An 18,521-nucleotide genomic window follows, 5' to 3' on the forward strand; every position below is an offset into this window, starting at 1 on the left:
AAAGATACTCAGATACTGCCTTTTCAATTTGTGCAGCATGCTCGCGCAACAAAAAAGAAACTAATCGATTTTATATAATATACCTATCGATCTTCTTTATTTTCTAAATTGTTCAATTTAAGAACCCATGCATAATCACAAGGTAATTCATCTGCGTACAGAGAAGGCATTGTGATTTCAAGATCATTACCTTTTTGTTTCCAAAGGACTTTCTTATCTGATCCTAATAAAGCAATCTTAGTCTTATTCCTTGTTTGAACGTTTTTCAACACAATTTTATTTTTAGGATATTGAGGTAAAATAGCGTATACGTTTTCTCCCTTTTGGGTGAAAAAAACTTCTTTTATCGCATATCCGGGCTCCGGATCGACTGTCTGTTTCAATATAGCATCTCCACTGACGTAATGCTTCTCTTTTGATTTCCACTCCCTGTTACCCTTAGTCCATTGGCATGAACGGTTCCAAGCGCGTGTCCCATAAATCGCTTCTCCGTTTACCTGCAGCCATTTACCTATCTGCAACAAGCGTTCCTGCATTATAGGAGGAATTTTGCCATTAGCGTTCGGACCAATATCCAATAGTAAGTTTCCACCTTGGCTAACTATGTTTGCAAGCGTTAATATTAATGCTTTCGGTGAAGTGTAATCTTCCAAATCTTCATTCTGATTATATCCAAAAGAGAGGCCAATTCCACGGCACTCTTCCCATGGCTTATCAAAAGTACTGTTAGTGCTGCTATATTCTCGTGTATAATAGTCACCATGTTTTCTGCCGGTGTTATTGGCCCAGCGATCATTGACCACGATGCTGTCTTTTACCGGAGATTCTGAATACAACCAAGCTAATGTTCTTTCAGCTTGCCACTGCTTATCATTCAGTTGATCTGGACCGTCAGACCATATCAAATCGGGCTTATAACGGTTCACCAAATCTTTTAACTGAGGAAAGAAGTGCCGTTCATAAAACAAATCCATTGTCTCTTTATTATAAAGTGGATTGTCCCATTCCCTTAAAGAAAAATAGCATCCAACTTTAATGTCTGTTTTCCGTAATGCATCTACATATTCTCCTACCAAGTCACGATGCGCTCCTATCTCCATGCTATTCCATGGGCGTCCATAACTGGAAGAGGCTTCTTTACTTGGCCATAACGCAAATCCGTCATGATGTTTTGTTGTTAATACTACATACTTTGCACCAGAACGCTCAAATAGTTTAGCCCATTCATCGGGATTATAGCTGAGAGCTCTGAACATAGGAGCGAAATCGGCATAGGTGAAATCCCGTCCATACATTTCTACATGATAATCATATACTTCCGTACCTTTAAAATCACCATTACCCATTAGCGTTTTCTTGTCAAGCCAATATTTATACCATTCTGAATACGTACCTTTGGGAGACCATGCCGGAACTGAATATAATCCCCAATGAATGAAAATACCAAATTTGGCATTTTCAAACCATGCCGGAACCGGACGTTTATCAAGCGACTCCCAGTTCGGTTGATAGCTGTTTTGAGCCATTGAGGAAATAGCAACTAATAAACAAAACAGAAATAACCATTTTTTTTTCATATAACCTGTTTATTAAATATAAAATTAAAAATCCAATGCAATATTAACAAAATTAATCATATTTTGAAAATATTCAATTATTATTTATTAGTAATGACATATCTCCCGATATGTCATTACACTGAGAAGTCATAAACCTAACTAATAAATATGACTTTTACTATCAATCATTAAATACAATTTCCAGAAAAAACATTATTTATATCCGGGAGTTTGCTTAATTTCCGGATCCTTATCAAGCATTTTCTGTTCTATCGGCCACAGCACTTTATAAGCCTCTGTAGCTTCATTCAAAATAGGCTGACCATTATTCTTTAAATTGGCTTCTTTGCAGAAAACTAAATGTTTTCCACCTTTGGTCAGAGTCATGCGTAATACATCCCACCACCGTTGTCCTTCTTGGACAAACTCTTTATCTTTCTCGTGTAAAATAGCTAATTCATTTTGTGTAAAATCAGCAGCTTTATAAGCATATACATTTTCATCCCAATTCTTTGCATATGCACGTTTACGAACTAAATTAATATATTTTTCTACGCTGGCATTATCACCTTCCATATTGGCAATTTCAGCTAATGAAAGATAAACCCACGGTAAACGATAAAAAACATAATCACCACAATAAACACGGTTACCCTCTGCGTTGATATAACCTATATTCTTGCAAACATGGGTTCCCCACAGAGCCAGATTGTTTTCGGAATCTTTCTTATATGATGCCATGAAAGTCGCATCACGGCGTGTATCCTTCACATCAAATAGCTGAAAAAGTTCTGGAATATATTCATACCATTGCGCTCCGCCTTTTTTGGCATCAAACGGGTCATCCCATTTAGAACCGTCAGCACGATAACCAGCTTTATCAATTTCACCTTGATTCATATATACATAATTGTTATTGCCGTTTGTAGCTTCTCCTTCTGCATAGCGGATAGCGAATATGATTTCATCATTACCTTTGTGGGACTTGGCTTCAAATACATTCGCAAAATTGTCCAGCAACTTTAAACCATAGTTATTAGCTACACTCTCCAGATGTGATTTAGCTACTTGCAAATCAGCTATATTGGCCTCATTGTCACCTGTGGTGACTTTTGAGGTCCATAAATACACTTCACCCATCAAACATTCGGTAGCGGCTTTGGACCAATATACTTTCTTACCGCGGTTATACGGATCAAAATTTGTTACACTTCCAAAGTTCTCTATCGACAAATCCAAGTCTTTCTTTATTTGCGTCATAACTTGCTTGGGAGTAGCACGCGCCATATACAGTTTATTAGGGTCAAGTACTCCATCAATTACTTCCACGTCAAGTCGTAAAGGCACCCCCCCGTAAATACGATAAAGCTCAAAATAAATAAAGGCACGTAAACCATAAGCTTGTCCCAAATAGAATTTCTTCTTCGCTTCATCCACATAATCGGCCTTGCTTACCCGATCGATAAACAAATTGATATTAGCCAAACGTCCATAGTGGCCTCCAAAGTTTGTTACTCCAGTATTGTTTTTATCAAAATTCTGCAGTATAATGCTACCGCCATTTAGCGCATTACCATCAGAAGCATTGCCACTTTTATAAATGCCGCCTCTCATTTCTCCAAATGTGAAAATATGCTGTCCAGCCACATCACGTATATGCTTATGAATACCATCCATATAACCTGTAACTTGAGCCTCCGTAGTCCAATATGAACCACTACCATAATAATCAATTGGAGATAAGTCTAATAAATCACTACACGAAGTAGCCATAAGCCCCGAAGTGGCTAATAGAACACCAGATATAATAATAGATTTTATATTTTTCATATGCTTGTTTATTAATTATGAGTTATTAAAATGTAACATTAATACCGAAAAGCAATGTACGTGGCAATGCATAACCGGAGCCCGCCTTTGAAACTTCGGGGCTTGCTACATTAGCAGAAGTTATGTATCCCAAGTTCTGACCTGTAACCGATACATCCAGTTTCTGGCAATACAGCTTGCGGGCAATTGCCTCAGGCAAAGAATAGGATAGTGATATCTCGCGGATTGCCAAATAGTTACCTTTATAAGCAAACATGGTTGAAGTACGATAATAATTTGCAGTGCCTAACTGGTCAGCCCATACATATCTTGGATACTTGGCATTTGGATTTTCTTCAGACCAAGTATTGAATACATCGGTTGTAGTATTATATCCACCTTGCATACATCCTAAGAACCAAGGTGTTGTATTATCATAAATCCAATAATCCAAACCAAAATCAAAGCGCCCATATAGGGTCAAACCTTTCCAACTCAAAGTTGTATTAAAACCACCAAACCAACGAGGAGTCGTATTACCAATTACAATCTGATCATAAGAATCAATTTGCCCATCTCCATTAATATCTTTCCATTTCATATCACCCGGTTCGATCTGGAGAGCTTTCGCTTTTTCAGCATCCGATAAAGCTGCATAAGCTTTAGGCCCATATTGATATTTACCTTGATAATTGCCTGTTTTAACTACTAAATCTCCAGGAATTTCGTCCCAGCTTTTATAAATACCTTCTGCTTTATACCCAACTAAGATACCAGGCTCTTGCCCTTCCTGTTTACCTCCAACGAAAACGATCTCATCTACCAGATTCCCTTTTTCGTCCATAATTTTACGCCCTGTGTAGATTTGCTGTCCATCTATACGATTTTTAGGCTGCCCATTATTAGGTAAAGAAACAACCTTATTTTTATTATATGAAATGTTTCCTCCCATTTTCCATGTCCAATCCTTTAGCTTAAGGAGTGTACCGGACAACTCTATTTCGAGACCGCTGTTACGAAAATCCCCATTATTATTTTTTACCGAAGAGAAACCAGTAGTCGTAGGTAAACTTAAATCGGCATACTTATCCATGGTCAAACGATTGTAATAAGTGAAGTTTGCGTTTAAACGATTATCGAAAAAACTCAAATCCAACCCCACTTCAGCTGTTCTTGTTTTCTCCCATTTTAGTCCTGGATTGGGAAGAGAGCCAATTAGGTACCCTACATTTCCATTATACTTCTGAGAGTTATAGGATCCTTGTAAAGTATAGGCTCCAATGCCTGTAGCATTACCATTCACACCATAGCTGGCACGCAACTTACCAAATGAAAGATCCGGAATGGCACTTTTAATGAAATCTTCCTTTCCGAAGACCCAACCCGCTGAAACACCGGGGAAAAAGCCCCAACGATTATTTCCCAGCAGAGAAGAATATCCATCATAACGAAATACTCCTGACAGTAAGTATTTTCCCAGATAATCATAATTCAAACGTCCAAAGTAAGAGAGAATACGATATTGACTGTGCCAGGAATCAATTCCCCGCTTCCCTTTATCCGAGCTTGTCAAGCCCAAGTCCCCAAAATCATCAGTCGGCGCACCCGAACCGGAAGCACTGAATCCCTTTGTCTTTTTGTCATAATACTCCGAACCTAACATGATGTCAACATAATGGTTTTTCGCGAACGTATTATTGTAATTCACAACGACATTATAGGTTTGAGAAAAGTCCCGCTCAAACTTTGCAGAAGTGCTTCTTGATGTTTCAAATTTCCCGGGAGCAGTCTCATAATCTTTTGTAAAACTTTCATATACGCCTTCTGAATAATACCAGTTAGCATTTCCTTTAATAGTTAGGTTTTTCATTGGCTTAATTTCCAGAGACTGAATCATCGTAAACTTATCAGTCTGATTGTCTATTAGCCATTTGTCAGGCTGATAAGACTGATTTCCATCACTCGAATTGGGACCTAAAACCGGATTTCCATCTTCATCTTCATAACGAACCGTAGGAGGCAAAGACATAATTCGACCGAAATAATTACCCTCATCACCTTGAGAACCAGGCATAGAGCGCCAGTTAGCACGGTTATAATTGAAGTTCGAGCTGGCTGTTATCCAATCAGCTACCTTGTAATTGCCATTGAACACAAAGCTATATCGTTCATAAAATGAAGAAATGGGGAGCCCTTCAGATTTGTTGTAACCCAATCCAGCATAGTATGCTCCTTTATCGTTACCGCCAGACATGTTTATGTTATAGTCTTGAGTAATAGATGGATTATTTAAGTTATAATCTGAAGGTTTGATATCTTTATAAAGAAGGGTAACAGACGAATTTATAGGATCTTGCATCTGTTGCCAGCCTTTATTTAACAGAAATTCGTTCTCTTTGTTTTTAACCAGCAAATTCCAGACTAAGTCATCGCCATATTTATTACCTGTACCATATGCGGAAGCAGTATTAAGTGACGATTTATTAGCCCATGGAGTTGTATTATATGCTGTGCGCAGAGCTGTAATAAAATCTTTAGCACCTAAAAACTCATAAGGGTTATTGACATAATTTAGCCCCACCTTTGCTTTGAAATTGATTTCACGATGTCCCGCTTTTCCTGTTTTGGTTGTAATCAAGATAACACCATTACTGGCACGTGCACCATACAAAGCGGTGGCACCAGCGTCTTTCAGAACTTCCATAGATTCAATATCCTCAGGATTTATATCGCTTAGAGCACTTCGTAATTGTCCGTCAACCATGACTAAAGGTGCACCGCTTCCGTCCCAATCAGTGCCACCACGTAGTACAATACTTGGGGTGCTGCCAGGATTACCGGAACTCTGTGTCACTTTTAGACCAGCCACCGCACCGGATAATGCTTGGGCCGGATTTGAGAAAACGCCTACTTTTAATGCCTCCTCATTCACTTTGGTAATAGAGCTAGTTACTTTCGAGCGAAGCTGCTTACCTCCATAACCTGTGACAACAACTTCAGCTAACATTTCAGAGTCCTCTTTTAACTTGATATTAAAAGAGTTTTTGCCTTTCACATCGATCGTTTGAGGCTGATAGCCAACATAGGAGACCTTAATCTTCCCATTCGGATTTACCGAGATCGTAAATTTTCCGTCAATATCGGTAATTACACCATTGGTGGTACCGACCTCGACAACACTTGCTCCGATGACTGTTTCACCGGTAGCATCCGTAACCACACCTGTGATTGATTTCTTTTGCGCCATGGCTCCGATGGAACATAACAAGCACAAAATCAAGAAGATGGTTTTCTTCATAAGTATTGCTTTTTGAGTTAATAATAAAGATGTTTATATGTGTTTTTAAAACTGTTTGCTAAGTTCTATCGGGACGGTAGGCGGAAAATGGAAGGAGAAGAGAAAGAGAGTAAGCAGAAAAGAAGCTGATATACAGAGATATACAATTTGTTTTTTAAGCCCCAAAAGGCTAATATAAGTGAGAAAATAACTTTTTTCGGACGGTAGACTAATGGTATAAAACAACAGATAAATGTTATAAAAATGCAATATAAACATTACTGCGGACAAGAACAGGGGAAAAAGAAAGTCATTAGAAATAATATTGATAATTATTTACAATATATACATTTTAACACAATAGAAAAAGCAATGTCACTATTAACATTTTATAGTATTAAGTGACGGATACTTGAAGGAAAATAAATTCAGCTATACTTATAGAGATAATTATTTAAAGAAAAAGCTTCATAGAGTTTATATTTAAGGCAGTACCCAAGTACACAGAAAGATACTCAGATACTGCCTTTTCAATTTGTGCAGCATGCTCGTGCAACAAAAAAGAAACTAATCGGTTTTATACAATATACCTATCGATCTTTTTTATTTTCTATATTGTCCAATTTAAGAACCCATGCATAATCACAAGGTAATTCATCTGCGTACAGAGAAGGCATTGTGATTTCAAGATCATTACCTTTTTGTTTCCAAAGAACTTTTTTATCTGATCCTAATAAAGCAATCTTAGTCTTATTCCTTGTTTGAACGTTTTTCAACACAATTTTATTTTTAGGATATTGAGATAAAATAGCGTATACGTTTTCTCCCTTTGGGGTGAAAAAAACTTCTTTTACCGCATATCCGGGCTCCGGATCGACTGTCTGTTTCAATATAGCATCTCCACTGACATAATGCTTTTCTTTTGATTTCCACTCCCTGTTACCCTTAGTCCATTGGCATGAACGGTTCCAAGCACGTATGACTTTTATTATTAATTATTGGATACAATTTCCAGAAAGAATAATTAGTTTGCTATTGGAAGATAAATATAAAATAAAAAACAAACCTTCATTTTTACAATAATGGGACTTATCCCTGGTAATACAGAAATAAGTCCCATGCCACTTTTAAATATCTGAGAAAATCTTTCTCCAGTATATCGAATAATTTCTATTTAACATACCCTGGAGTTTGCTCCAACTTGGGATCTTTATTTAGCATTTCAGTTTCAATAGGCCAAAGTACTTTATATGCTTCAGTAGCCTCATTCAAAATAGGAGTGCCGTCTACGCTTCCTTCTGTACAGAACACCAGTGGCTTTCCGCCTTTAGTTAGGGTCATACGTAATACATCCCACCAGCGCTGTCCTTCACCAAGCATTTCTTTATCTTTTTCGTGAAGAATCGCTAATTCATTAGTTGTGAAATCAGCATTCTCATAACCATATTTAGCCTTATCCCAAGCCTTGCCATAGGCACGTTCACGAACAAAATTAATGTATTTAGCAACATCTCCTCCTTGCATATTTTCAACCTCAGCCATCATCAGATATACACCTGCCAAACGATATAATACAGCATCAGCATCCCATACATATTGATTGGTTGTTTGATTGAAATGTCCCATAATCTTTTTAAATATGGTGCCTTGTAGTTTATTCGTTTCTTTGTGATAAGCACTTAAGAACGAAGCATCCCGACGAGTATCTATTTTATCATACGCAAGGAAGAACTGTGATTTGTATTCAATGCGCTGTTGCCCGGTTGTACCAACTTTCAAAGTATCTCCCATAAGTTTTCCGTTTTCATCATTATAACCTACAGTCTTAAAGTTTCCTGTTTGAAAATTATATATGTAGGTAGTATAGCTATTACTAGCTTCCCCCTCAGCATATCTAACAGCCATAATAATTTCAGAATTACCTTTATTAGTTACATCAAAAACACTACTATAAGATGGTTGTAACGTTAAGTTATAATTACTCATCAAATTATTAAGATGTGTTTTTGCTATTTGCAAATCAGTTTCATTTGCTTTGTTATCATCAATTGATACCTTTGCATTCCACAGATAAACTTCTGCTGCCAGATATTCTGTAGCTGCTTTGGACCAATAAGCCTTTTTATTACCTCTGTTGTAAGGATCAAAAGAGTTATTATCACCAAAATACTTCAGGGACTCAGTCAAGTCTGATTTTATCTGTCCCATCAGAGTGGATCCACTTGCACGTCCTGCATACAACTCTTCCGGATTAAAGTTCCCATTAACGACCGGATTAGGATCCAAACGCAAAGGGGCAGTTCCATATATCCTGTATAAATCAAAGTAATAGTAAGCACGCAAACCATAAGCCTGACCTAGGTAGTAACTTTTTTCGTCTTCGGTCATATAAGTTGCATCCTTTGTGTTTTGTAAGAAGATATTTACATTAGCTATCATTCCGTAAAGTTCTCCAAATTTGCTTACTCCCGAACTTTGTGGGGTTAATTGTTGAGTGACCAATTCACCATATGATAGAGAAGTACCGTCTACAGCAGTTCCCACGATACTTGTGCCGCCTCTTGATTCTCCAAAAGTATATTGATGCTGAAAAATCTTATCACGGAGATTTTTATGCAATCCATCCATATAGGCCTGCACATGTTCTGGTCTTTTCCAATAGTTTCCTGTACCATAAGAGTCAATAGGTGCCAAATCGAGTGAATCACAAGCACTGTACAAGCAGACAGTAACTGCCAAAACTCCTAATCGTATCATTATTTTAAAGATGTTCATATAATCATTCTTTTAAAGGTTTGTAAATTTAGAAAGTCAGATTCACACCAAATAACACCGTACGAGGCAATGCATATCCTGAACCTACTTTTCCGTTAGCTCCAGTTTCTGGTGATGAAACATTCTTTGCTCCTGTAATATATCCCAGGTTCTGTCCAGTTATGGACACTTCAGCACGTTGCATTTTGGCAGCACTCGCCCACTTCTGAGGAAGAGCATAACTCAGTGACAGTTCACGTACAGCTAAATAGTTCCCTTTGTAAGCAAACAAGGTTGATGGAGTATTGTAGTTATTCTTACCCAATTGATCTGCGTATAAGAAACGAGGGTATTTAGCATCTGGGTTTGATTCTGACCATGTATCATAGTATAAAGTAGGTACATTATACGAACCTTGCATACATCCCATATACCATGGTGTCTTACTCTGATCTGAGTTTTCATACACCCAGAAATCAAGTGCAAAGTCGAAACGAGCATATAGTTTCAGTCCTTTCCATGAAAGAGTTGTATTGAAACCACCCATCCAATGTGGATTCATATTTCCTACTTTTACTTGATCGAATTGATCGATGGTGCCATCGCCATTTACATCATGCCATTTTACATCACCAGGCTGGATCGGAAAATTCTTTTTAGCATCTTGTTCCTCCGCACTAAGTTTATTCCAAGCTTCTGGACCATAGTAAGTTACTGACCCCATATGTTTTACAATCAGATTACCAGGAATTTCATTATATGATTTGTAAATACCATCTGCTTTATAAAGATAAAGCATGTTGGGTTCACGACCTTCCTGATAACCATCTACCCACATTTTTTCGTTACCTTTACCAGAATAAATTTCATAAGCATCTTGCCGATTTCTTTCAAGTCCATTATCTGGTAATGAAACAATTGTATTTTTATTATATGAAATATTACCAGATGCAGACCATGACCAATCTTTATTCTCAAAAATCTTACCGGACAATTCAATTTCAAGACCGCGGTTACGCAGTTCACCATTGTTATTAGTCACAGAAGAGAATCCCGTTGAAGTAGGAAAACTCAAACTAGCATATTTGTCGGATGTCAAACGATTATAGAATGTAAAATTAGTAGTCAAACGATTATCGAAGAAGCTCATATCAATACCAGCTTCAAAGGTAGCAGTCTTTTCCCATCTTAAACTCGGATTCGGAAGTTTACTGATAAGATATGCCAAATTTCCATTATAGTTAGTGGTAGGTCCATAAGCTCCTTGCAAATCGTATTCACCAATCCCTGATGCATTACCATTAATACCATAACTCATACGCAACTTACCAAATGACATTACCGGAATCGTATTTTTGATGAAATCTTCACGACCGAAAATCCATCCGGCAGATACACCTGGGAAAAATCCCCAACGATTATCGCCTAGCAAAGAGGAATAACCGTCACGACGGAATACTGCTGATAACAGATATTTTGATTTATAATCATAATTCAGACGTCCGAAGAAAGATAAAATTCTCAATTTTTTATGTTCTGAATCAATAGAACGTTTGTTTGCTCCTGGATCAGTTAAACCAAGGTCTGGCAAATCATCTGTTGCCGCACCTTGTCCTGAAGCTTTAAATTGACGATAATACTTATCATAGTATTCTGTTCCAAGCATCAATTCGACATTATGGTCTTTAAAGAATGTCTGTTTATAGTTTAATACCGCATTGTAGGTCTGTCTAAAATCACGGGTATACTGCATTGAACTTGAACGGGTTCTATCATAATTCCCAGGATTCTTTTCGTAGTCTTTTGTGAATTTTTCCTGTAAATCTTCTGAGTAATACCAATTTGCATTCAAATTAACCGATAAGTTTTTCAACAAATCAATCTTAAACGACTGTATCATTGTGAATTTATCAGACTGTAAATCTTGCCACCATTTATCCGGTTGGTAAGACTGATTTCCATCTGCCGTACCTGGACCTAACACCATATTTCCTTCTTCGTCCTCAAAAATCACAGTAGAAGGTAACGAACGAATACGACCAAAATAATTTGCTTCTGATCCATTGGAACCAGGCATACTTTCCCAATTAGCGCGGTTATAGTTTAACGATGATGTACTTGTTAGCCAATCTGCTATTTTATAACTTGCATTTGTCACAAATGAGTAACGTTCATAAAATGTATTAATAGGTATACCTTCCTGACGGTTATATCCGATACCTGCATAATAACTTCCACGATCATTCCCACCAGACATATTTATGTTATAATCTTGTGATAATGCCGGATTGTTTAGATTATATTTATCCAGATTGGTATCTTTATAAATAATATCTTTTCCAGTAATAGGATCAACTACCGTCTTCCATCCCTTTTGAAGCAACCACGAGTTTTCATCATTTAAATACATTGTACTATATGCTGATTTACCATATACATTACCTGTACCATAAGGCTGTGCACCGTCAAGAGCACCATTCGCATAAACACCGTATCCCTTTGTATTACCGGCTTTATCAACAAATAAATTACCTGCATCATAAACAGCTTGTCTTAACGCTTTGATATATTCTCCACCATTAAGAAAGTCATAAGGAGTATATGCGTAATTCAGACCAACTTTAGCTTTAAAGTTTATCTCACGAAAACCTTGTTTACCCTTTTTAGTTGTTACAAGTATTACACCATTACTGGCCCGCGCACCATAAAGTGCAGTCGCACCGGCATCCTTAAGTACATCCATGGACTCAATGTCCTCAGGATTAATGTCATTTAGTCCGTCACGAAGTTGGCCGTCTACAATTACCAAGGGGGAACCTGTGCCATCCAGATTAGTTCCTCCACGAAGAATAATAGTTGGTGCTGCTCCTGGATTACCGGAACTTTGAATAACTTTCAGTCCTGACACCGCTCCAGATAAAGCCTGAGCTGGATTAGAGAACAAACCTGTTGTCAAAGCTTCCTCTTTTACTTTAGAGATGGAGTTAGTTACTTTAGAACGAAGCTGTGTTCCGGAATATCCTGTGACTACCACTTCATCCAGCATTTCAGAGTCTTCTTTCAACTTAATATTAAAAGAATTTTTGCCTTTTATGTCGATTACTTGAGGCTGATAACCAACATAAGATACTTTGATCTTTCCATTGGGATCGACCATTAACGTAAACTTGCCGTCAAGGTTAGTTATTACACCATTGGTGGTACCGACCTCGACAACACTTGCTCCGATGACTGTTTCACCGCTAGCATCCGTAACCACACCTGTGATTGATTTCTTTTGTGCCATGGCTCCGATGGAACATAACAAGCACAAAATCAAGAAGATGGTTTTCTTCATAAGTATTGCTTTTTGAGTTAATAATAAAGATGTTTATATGTGTTTTTAAAACTGTTTGCTAAGTTCTATCGGGACGGTAACCCAAATGTGGAGAAATGGAATAATAAGCACATTTAATAAACAGCTAACATACAGCAATTTAAATAATTCACATAATTATAAAAAAGAAAAAAATAGACCCATTATTTATAAATATTAGCGGTAGCATAAGGGTATAAATGACAAACAAATAAGGTTATATTATAAATATAATCTTCATAATTAACTTATATCATAATAGACAAGACGTTAGTTTAAAATAGTTGACATATATAAATTGGCATATCGAAAAGAGCACAATTAGCTATTAACATTATTATACAAATTGCCAGAGGAATCTTATGAAACATTGTACTTGAAATAATAGAAATAGAGTTATCTTTGTAACCGCGGTTACAGTAACCCCCGTTACAAAGTAAGGACTAAATAAACAAAGAATATGAAATTTTACAATAGAGAGAATGAATTAGCTGAATTACAAAGGATACAAGAATTATCTTTTGGAGAGAACTCTCGTCTAACAGTAGTTACCGGAAGAAGAAGGATAGGTAAGACAAGTCTTATTATGAGAGCCTTTGAAAAAACTCCTACTATCTATTTGTTTGTGGGGAGAAAAAATGAAGCATCTCTATGTCGGGAATTCATAACCTTAGTTTCCCAGGCACTTGATATTTATGTACCAGAAGAAATATCGACTTTCAAATCCCTCTTTCGGTATATAATGGAAGCTGCTACTAGACAATCATTCAATTTGGTTATAGATGAGTTCCAAGAATTCTATAATATCAATAAGGCAATTTATAGTGATATACAAGATATCTGGGATCAGTATAGACAAAAAACCCACATGAATTTCGTTGTGAGTGGCTCTATTTATTCTTTAATGGAAAAGATTTTTCATAATGAAAAGGAGCCGCTTTTTGGCCGTGCTGACAACATTATAAAACTTTCTGCTTTTAGTCTGAATGTATTAAAGAAGATCATGAAAGACTATCATCCCCAATATACAAATGATGATTTATTGGCATTATACTCATTTTCTGGTGGAGTTCCTAAATACGTCGAATTATTTTGTGATAACAGAGTGTTAACCGTTGATGAAATGATTGATTTCATGGTCAGAGACAACTCGCCCTTTACAGATGAAGGAAAAAATTTATTAATAGAGGAATTCGGCAAGAATTACGGTACTTACTTCTCAATCCTGAGCGCCATCTCTGGCGGGTATAATACTCAGACGGAAATAGAAGCACTACTTGGCGAAAAGAGTCTGGGCGGTTATCTAAAGCGATTAATTGAAGATTATAACATAGTAGTACGCCAACGTCCTGTCTTTTCTAAAGAGGGTTCTCAAACTGTCAGATATGAAATATGCGATAACTTTATTCATTTCTGGTTTAATTATTTCGATAGAAATCGTTCACTCATTGAAATAAAAAATTTTGTTGGCTTACGAAAATTAATAAAAGCTGACTATCCGACATATTCAGGAAAAATCCTGGAACAGTATTTTAAGCAAAAATATGCTGAAAGTTATGAGTTCCGTCTTATTGGTTCGTGGTGGGAGCCCAAAGGCAATCAAAACGAAATTGACATTGTAGCTATTTATTTAGATAACAAAAGTGCAATTGTAGCAGAAGTCAAACGTCAAAAAAAGAATTTCAAGCCAGAACTTTTCCAAAAGAAAGTGGAGCACTTAGAGAATAAAGTTTTGGCTAAATACCAAATAAATACAGTCTGTTTATCATTAGAGGATATGTAGTAGATAAATGTTCATTAGTAAAATGATAAAAGTATCTCAATTGAGCAGCCTGTTTTTTGAATCCCCCTTTTATCAATTTGATATATTGGTACAGATCTGACATTTTGTATTTCTTGATGTCTCTACATCGTGCTAATCAGAGGGATGACCGGAACCGAAATAGAAAAAACAAAATCTGAACCGTTTTATCAAATCAAAGGAAAAGTGAAATCACGATTCTACGATCAAAAAGCATATTTTTACCGACTTACGATTTACTTTTGCATAGAGATATTTCAAAAAAGGAACATAGCCACATATTTCTTTTTTCTTAATTTCATTGTCAAATAGAACATATAAAAGATTATTTTCACACTCTTAGCAGTGATTTAGACCGTCTGTTGACAGAGAACTAACAACTTGTTTTCAAGAAATTAATTTCGTATCTGTACGAAGTTAACTTCTTGAAAACACAAAGTTAACATTCTGATTTTAGCCAGTTAATATCTTCCGGTAGCAGTAATGAATTTATATACATTACTTTTGCCAATACAGTATATTATTCCTCAATTTATTCATATTATCTTCTATTTGTAGGATAGGAGATAATATTACAGGATTCTCAAACAAATAAAATACTATCTTTTTGCATCATATCTTATACTGTCACTTACTATATGTCCAATTGTATATTTCAGCAATTAAAAGGAGCATATCAAAAAATAAAACTATATTTGTAAAATCTATAAAATTTAAATCACATGAAAAATATTTTTTTAATAATTGGAATATCACTGTTTTTTAATGGCAGCCTATATGCTCAGTCCGATGGCTGGTCTCCTAAGGATCATAATTTAATCACGTCTGCACGTGAGGACGGGCGATTTTTAAGCTCTTATGGTGTAGTGCACGCTATGCTCAGAAATACTAAGCCATGTTATGCTTTTCATGATGACTTCTCTCCCAAACAATTTCGAAAATGGCAAAAAGGACTTCGCCATGCGATGGAAGAAATAATGAAATTTCCTCAAATAAAAAATTCTCCTGCTCCTGTTTGTATAAAAAGAGAACAGCGGGAAGGTTATCGATTAGAAAAATGGGAATTTTATCCGCTTCCTGAATGCGTTTCTACTTTTCTTGTTTTAATACCTGATAATATAAATAAACCCGTACCTGCCATTTTATGTATTCCCGGTTCCGGAGGAAATAAGGAGGGACTTGCAGGTGAACCGGGGATAACTCCCCAATTGGACGACCGGTACAAAGATCCGAAACTGACCCAAGCCCTCAACTTTGTAAAAGAAGGATATATAGCGGTAGCAGTAGATAACCCGGCTGCCGGAGAAGCCTCAGACCTGGAGAGATATACTTTGGGCTCTAATTATGATTACGATGTTGTATCTCGCCATCTTTTAGAATTGGGATGGAGCTATTTGGGATACGCTTCATATTTGGATATGCAGGTTTTAAACTGGATGAAGACCCAGGATCATATTCATAAAGATCGCATTGTAGTAAGTGGATTTTCTTTGGGAACCGAACCTATGATGGTATTGGGTACGCTTGATACTTCAATTTATGCTTTTGTTTACAATGATTTCTTATGTCAAACTCAAGAACGGGCGGAAGTGATAACTATGCCTGATAAAAACGGACGCCGTCCATTCCCTAATTCCATACGTCATTTAATACCTGATTTTTGGAAAAATTTCAATTTTCCAGACATTGTAGCAGCTTTGGCACCCCGTCCTATCATACTGACTGAAGGGGGATTAGATAGAGACTTGAATCTTGTAAGAAAAGCGTATGCTATAGCAGGCGCTCCCGATAACGTGAAAGTATATCATTATAAGAAATTCGCAGATCCAAATACACGAAAAAATGTAAAACACTTACCTGAAGGACTGGATCGTAATGAATATTTTCGAATGGTAAATGTAGATGGTCCCAATCATTATTTTAAATCAGAACTGGTTGTACCATGGTTGAGAGAATTATTGGAAGAAAGATGAAATGTAGTAATTGAAACCTAAATAAACAATCAATTTTAATTGAGGAGACGGAAAACAAAAACAGGAAGAAAAGAATTTTGTTATCCGCCCTCTCATATCACCATGTATACTGTTCGGTACATGGCGATTCTTTATCTATGATACAATTTACTGTAATACTCCACCAAAGTGGGATATTTCGCCTGTTTCAGTTTGTCATTATTCAAATCAGAGGACGGATAAACGGAATCTACCTTTATGCAGATAGATAGTTATCGAGCTCTGTCTCGTCTTAATGGACGGACAAAAGACATGCCGTATACTAAACAAAGTACACGGCATGTTGGCAATTAAGATTAATCGTATTTAATAATACCTATTCTTGTTTTTTATAAGTAGCATACCCCGGAGTTTGATAAATCAAAGGATCATTACCCAATAAGGTTTTGTCAACCGGCCAAAGCACTTTATGAGCCTCAGTTGTTTCGTCTAAAGTAGGCGTATCTGTTCCAATGCTTCCCTCTTTACAAAAAACGAGATGTTTTCCTCCTTTAGTCAATGTCATGCGACGAATATCCCACCAACGCTGTCCCTCTTGAATGAACTCTTTATCTTTTTCATGAAGAATCGCTAATTCATTTGTTGTATAATCAGAGTTTTTATATCCGTATATTGCCTCATTCCAATTAGTGCCATAAGCACGTTTACGAACAATATTAATATATTGAGCAACATTTCCTCCTTGCATATTCTCAATTTCGGCAAGCATTAAATAGACAAGTGGCAAGCGATAAATAATATAATCACCACAATAGATACGGCTTCCCTGAGCATTCACATAACCAATGTTTTTACGAACATGCGTTCCTCTTAAGGTCAGCTCATTTGTCTCAACATTTTTATTATACGAAGCAATAAATGTAGCTTCACGCCGCGTATCTGTTACATCAAAACTATTATAAATTTCATGTTTATATTCCAACTGCTGACTACCTGTATTGGCAATATTCAATGCATCAAGAAATTTTTCACCATTAGCTAAATAATTATCTTTAGTACTTCCAGTAGCCATTGCATAGGTGAACAAATTATTGTTATTAGTGGCCTCACCTTCTGCATATCTAACTGCAAATATGATTTCAGAATTTCCTTTTCCATTTTTGGCATCGAATACTGATGAAAAGTCATCTAACATTTTCAGTCCATAATTGCTCAAGACGTTTTGCAAATGTGTTTTTGCTATTCCCAGATTCGATTCATTCGCAGAATCATCTCCAGTAGATACCTTGGAAATCCAAAGATAAACCTCACCCATCAAGCACTCAGTAGCGGCTTTGGACCAATATCCCTTTTTATTTCCACGATTATTTGGATCAAATGAGTTATTATCACCAAAATACTCCATGGATTTATCCAAGTCTTTTTTTATTTGATCCATGACTTCTTTGGGAGTAGCACGCGCCATGTATAGTTTATTGGGGTCAATAACTCCTTCTACTACATCTGCAGAGAGACGTAAAGGTACACCACCATAAGTGCGATACAAATCGAAATAGTAAAAGGCTCTTAAACCATAAGCTTGTCCAAGGTAATATCCTTTTTTGGTATCGTCCATATAGGTGGCATCCGTTACTCTGGCGATAAAGAGGTTTATATTAGTCAACCGCCCAAAAATATCACCAAATTTATTAATGCCTCCAGTATGGTCTTCGTCAAAATTCTGTAATTTTATGTCACCATATAACATACCCATGCCATCGGCACTAGTACCGGAACTTATTAAAGCACCACCACGGGCTTCTCCCCAAATAAAAGTATGCTGAAAGGCCGCATCACGTAAATGCTTATGTATACCATCCATATATCCTATTACGTGTGCTTCTGTTTTCCAATATGAACCACTCCCATAGTAATCAATCGGGGAAAGATCTAATTTATCGGCACAAGAAGTACAAAGTACTCCGGAAGAAGCTGCCAGTAGGCTATATAATATTGTAGATTTTATTCTTTTCAT

8 protein-coding genes and 1 pseudogene are annotated in these 18,521 nt (G+C 36.6%); 2 read left to right on the top strand and 7 right to left on the bottom strand.

Going from position 1 to position 18,521, the window contains the following annotated elements:
- Nucleotides 1-83 precede the first annotated feature (83 nt).
- The 6 genes and pseudogenes from KO473_RS02445 to KO473_RS02470 form a co-directional block, all read right to left on the bottom strand.
- Entirely contained in the window at nt 84-1,526 is a 1,443-nt protein-coding gene (locus KO473_RS02445; protein WP_181996079.1) for an alpha-L-fucosidase, read from the bottom strand.
- 246 nt (nt 1,527-1,772) lie between these two features.
- Nucleotides 1,773-3,389: a RagB/SusD family nutrient uptake outer membrane protein gene (locus KO473_RS02450; protein ID WP_005776505.1), complete on the bottom strand. Its 1,617-nt coding sequence runs from the start codon at nt 3,387-3,389 to the stop codon at nt 1,773-1,775.
- A 25-nt stretch (nt 3,390-3,414) separates the two neighbouring features.
- Complete coding sequence (locus KO473_RS02455) at nt 3,415-6,666, bottom strand: TonB-dependent receptor (RefSeq protein WP_216035080.1); 3,252 nt, start codon at nt 6,664-6,666, stop codon at nt 3,415-3,417.
- A gap of 569 nt (nt 6,667-7,235) precedes the next feature.
- Nucleotides 7,236-7,622: pseudogene (locus KO473_RS02460) on the bottom strand (alpha-L-fucosidase C-terminal domain-containing protein); the annotation flags it as partial.
- Nucleotides 7,623-7,815: 193 nt separating this feature from the next.
- Nucleotides 7,816-9,420 carry a RagB/SusD family nutrient uptake outer membrane protein gene (locus KO473_RS02465; RefSeq protein WP_005786633.1) on the bottom strand — a complete coding sequence of 535 codons (1,605 nt, stop codon included), beginning with the start codon at nt 9,418-9,420 and terminating at the stop codon, nt 7,816-7,818.
- Nucleotides 9,421-9,448: 28 nt separating this feature from the next.
- Nucleotides 9,449-12,736: a TonB-dependent receptor gene (locus tag KO473_RS02470; protein WP_216035081.1), complete on the bottom strand. Its 3,288-nt coding sequence runs from the start codon at nt 12,734-12,736 to the stop codon at nt 9,449-9,451.
- Nucleotides 12,737-13,214: 478 nt separating this feature from the next.
- Between KO473_RS02470 and KO473_RS02475 the strand changes: the two genes are divergently transcribed.
- The gene (locus KO473_RS02475) at nt 13,215-14,537 is read left to right on the top strand and encodes an ATP-binding protein (RefSeq protein WP_216035082.1); all 1,323 of its coding nucleotides are present in this window, start codon (nt 13,215-13,217) and stop codon (nt 14,535-14,537) included.
- A 740-nt stretch (nt 14,538-15,277) separates the two neighbouring features.
- The gene (locus tag KO473_RS02480) at nt 15,278-16,528 is read left to right on the top strand and encodes an alpha/beta hydrolase family protein (RefSeq protein WP_005819517.1); all 1,251 of its coding nucleotides are present in this window, start codon (nt 15,278-15,280) and stop codon (nt 16,526-16,528) included.
- 355 nt (nt 16,529-16,883) lie between these two features.
- Here KO473_RS02480 and KO473_RS02485 read toward each other — a convergent pair whose 3' ends face one another.
- The gene (locus tag KO473_RS02485; RefSeq protein WP_005809011.1) at nt 16,884-18,521 is read right to left on the bottom strand and encodes a RagB/SusD family nutrient uptake outer membrane protein; all 1,638 of its coding nucleotides are present in this window, start codon (nt 18,519-18,521) and stop codon (nt 16,884-16,886) included.

This window comes from Bacteroides sp. HF-4919, assembly GCF_018860125.1.

Coding starts and splice junctions, on each gene's coding strand:
- KO473_RS02445 (WP_181996079.1), bottom strand. CDS start 1,526: ATGGCTCAAAACAGCTATCAACCGAACTGGGAGTCGCTTGATAAACGT.
- KO473_RS02450 (WP_005776505.1), bottom strand. CDS start 3,389: ATGAAAAATATAAAATCTATTATTATATCTGGTGTTCTATTAGCCACT.
- KO473_RS02455 (WP_216035080.1), bottom strand. CDS start 6,666: ATGAAGAAAACCATCTTCTTGATTTTGTGCTTGTTATGTTCCATCGGA.
- KO473_RS02465 (WP_005786633.1), bottom strand. CDS start 9,420: ATGAACATCTTTAAAATAATGATACGATTAGGAGTTTTGGCAGTTACT.
- KO473_RS02470 (WP_216035081.1), bottom strand. CDS start 12,736: ATGAAGAAAACCATCTTCTTGATTTTGTGCTTGTTATGTTCCATCGGA.
- KO473_RS02475 (WP_216035082.1), top strand. CDS start 13,215: ATGAAATTTTACAATAGAGAGAATGAATTAGCTGAATTACAAAGGATA.
- KO473_RS02480 (WP_005819517.1), top strand. CDS start 15,278: ATGAAAAATATTTTTTTAATAATTGGAATATCACTGTTTTTTAATGGC.
- KO473_RS02485 (WP_005809011.1), bottom strand. CDS start 18,521: ATGAAAAGAATAAAATCTACAATATTATATAGCCTACTGGCAGCTTCT.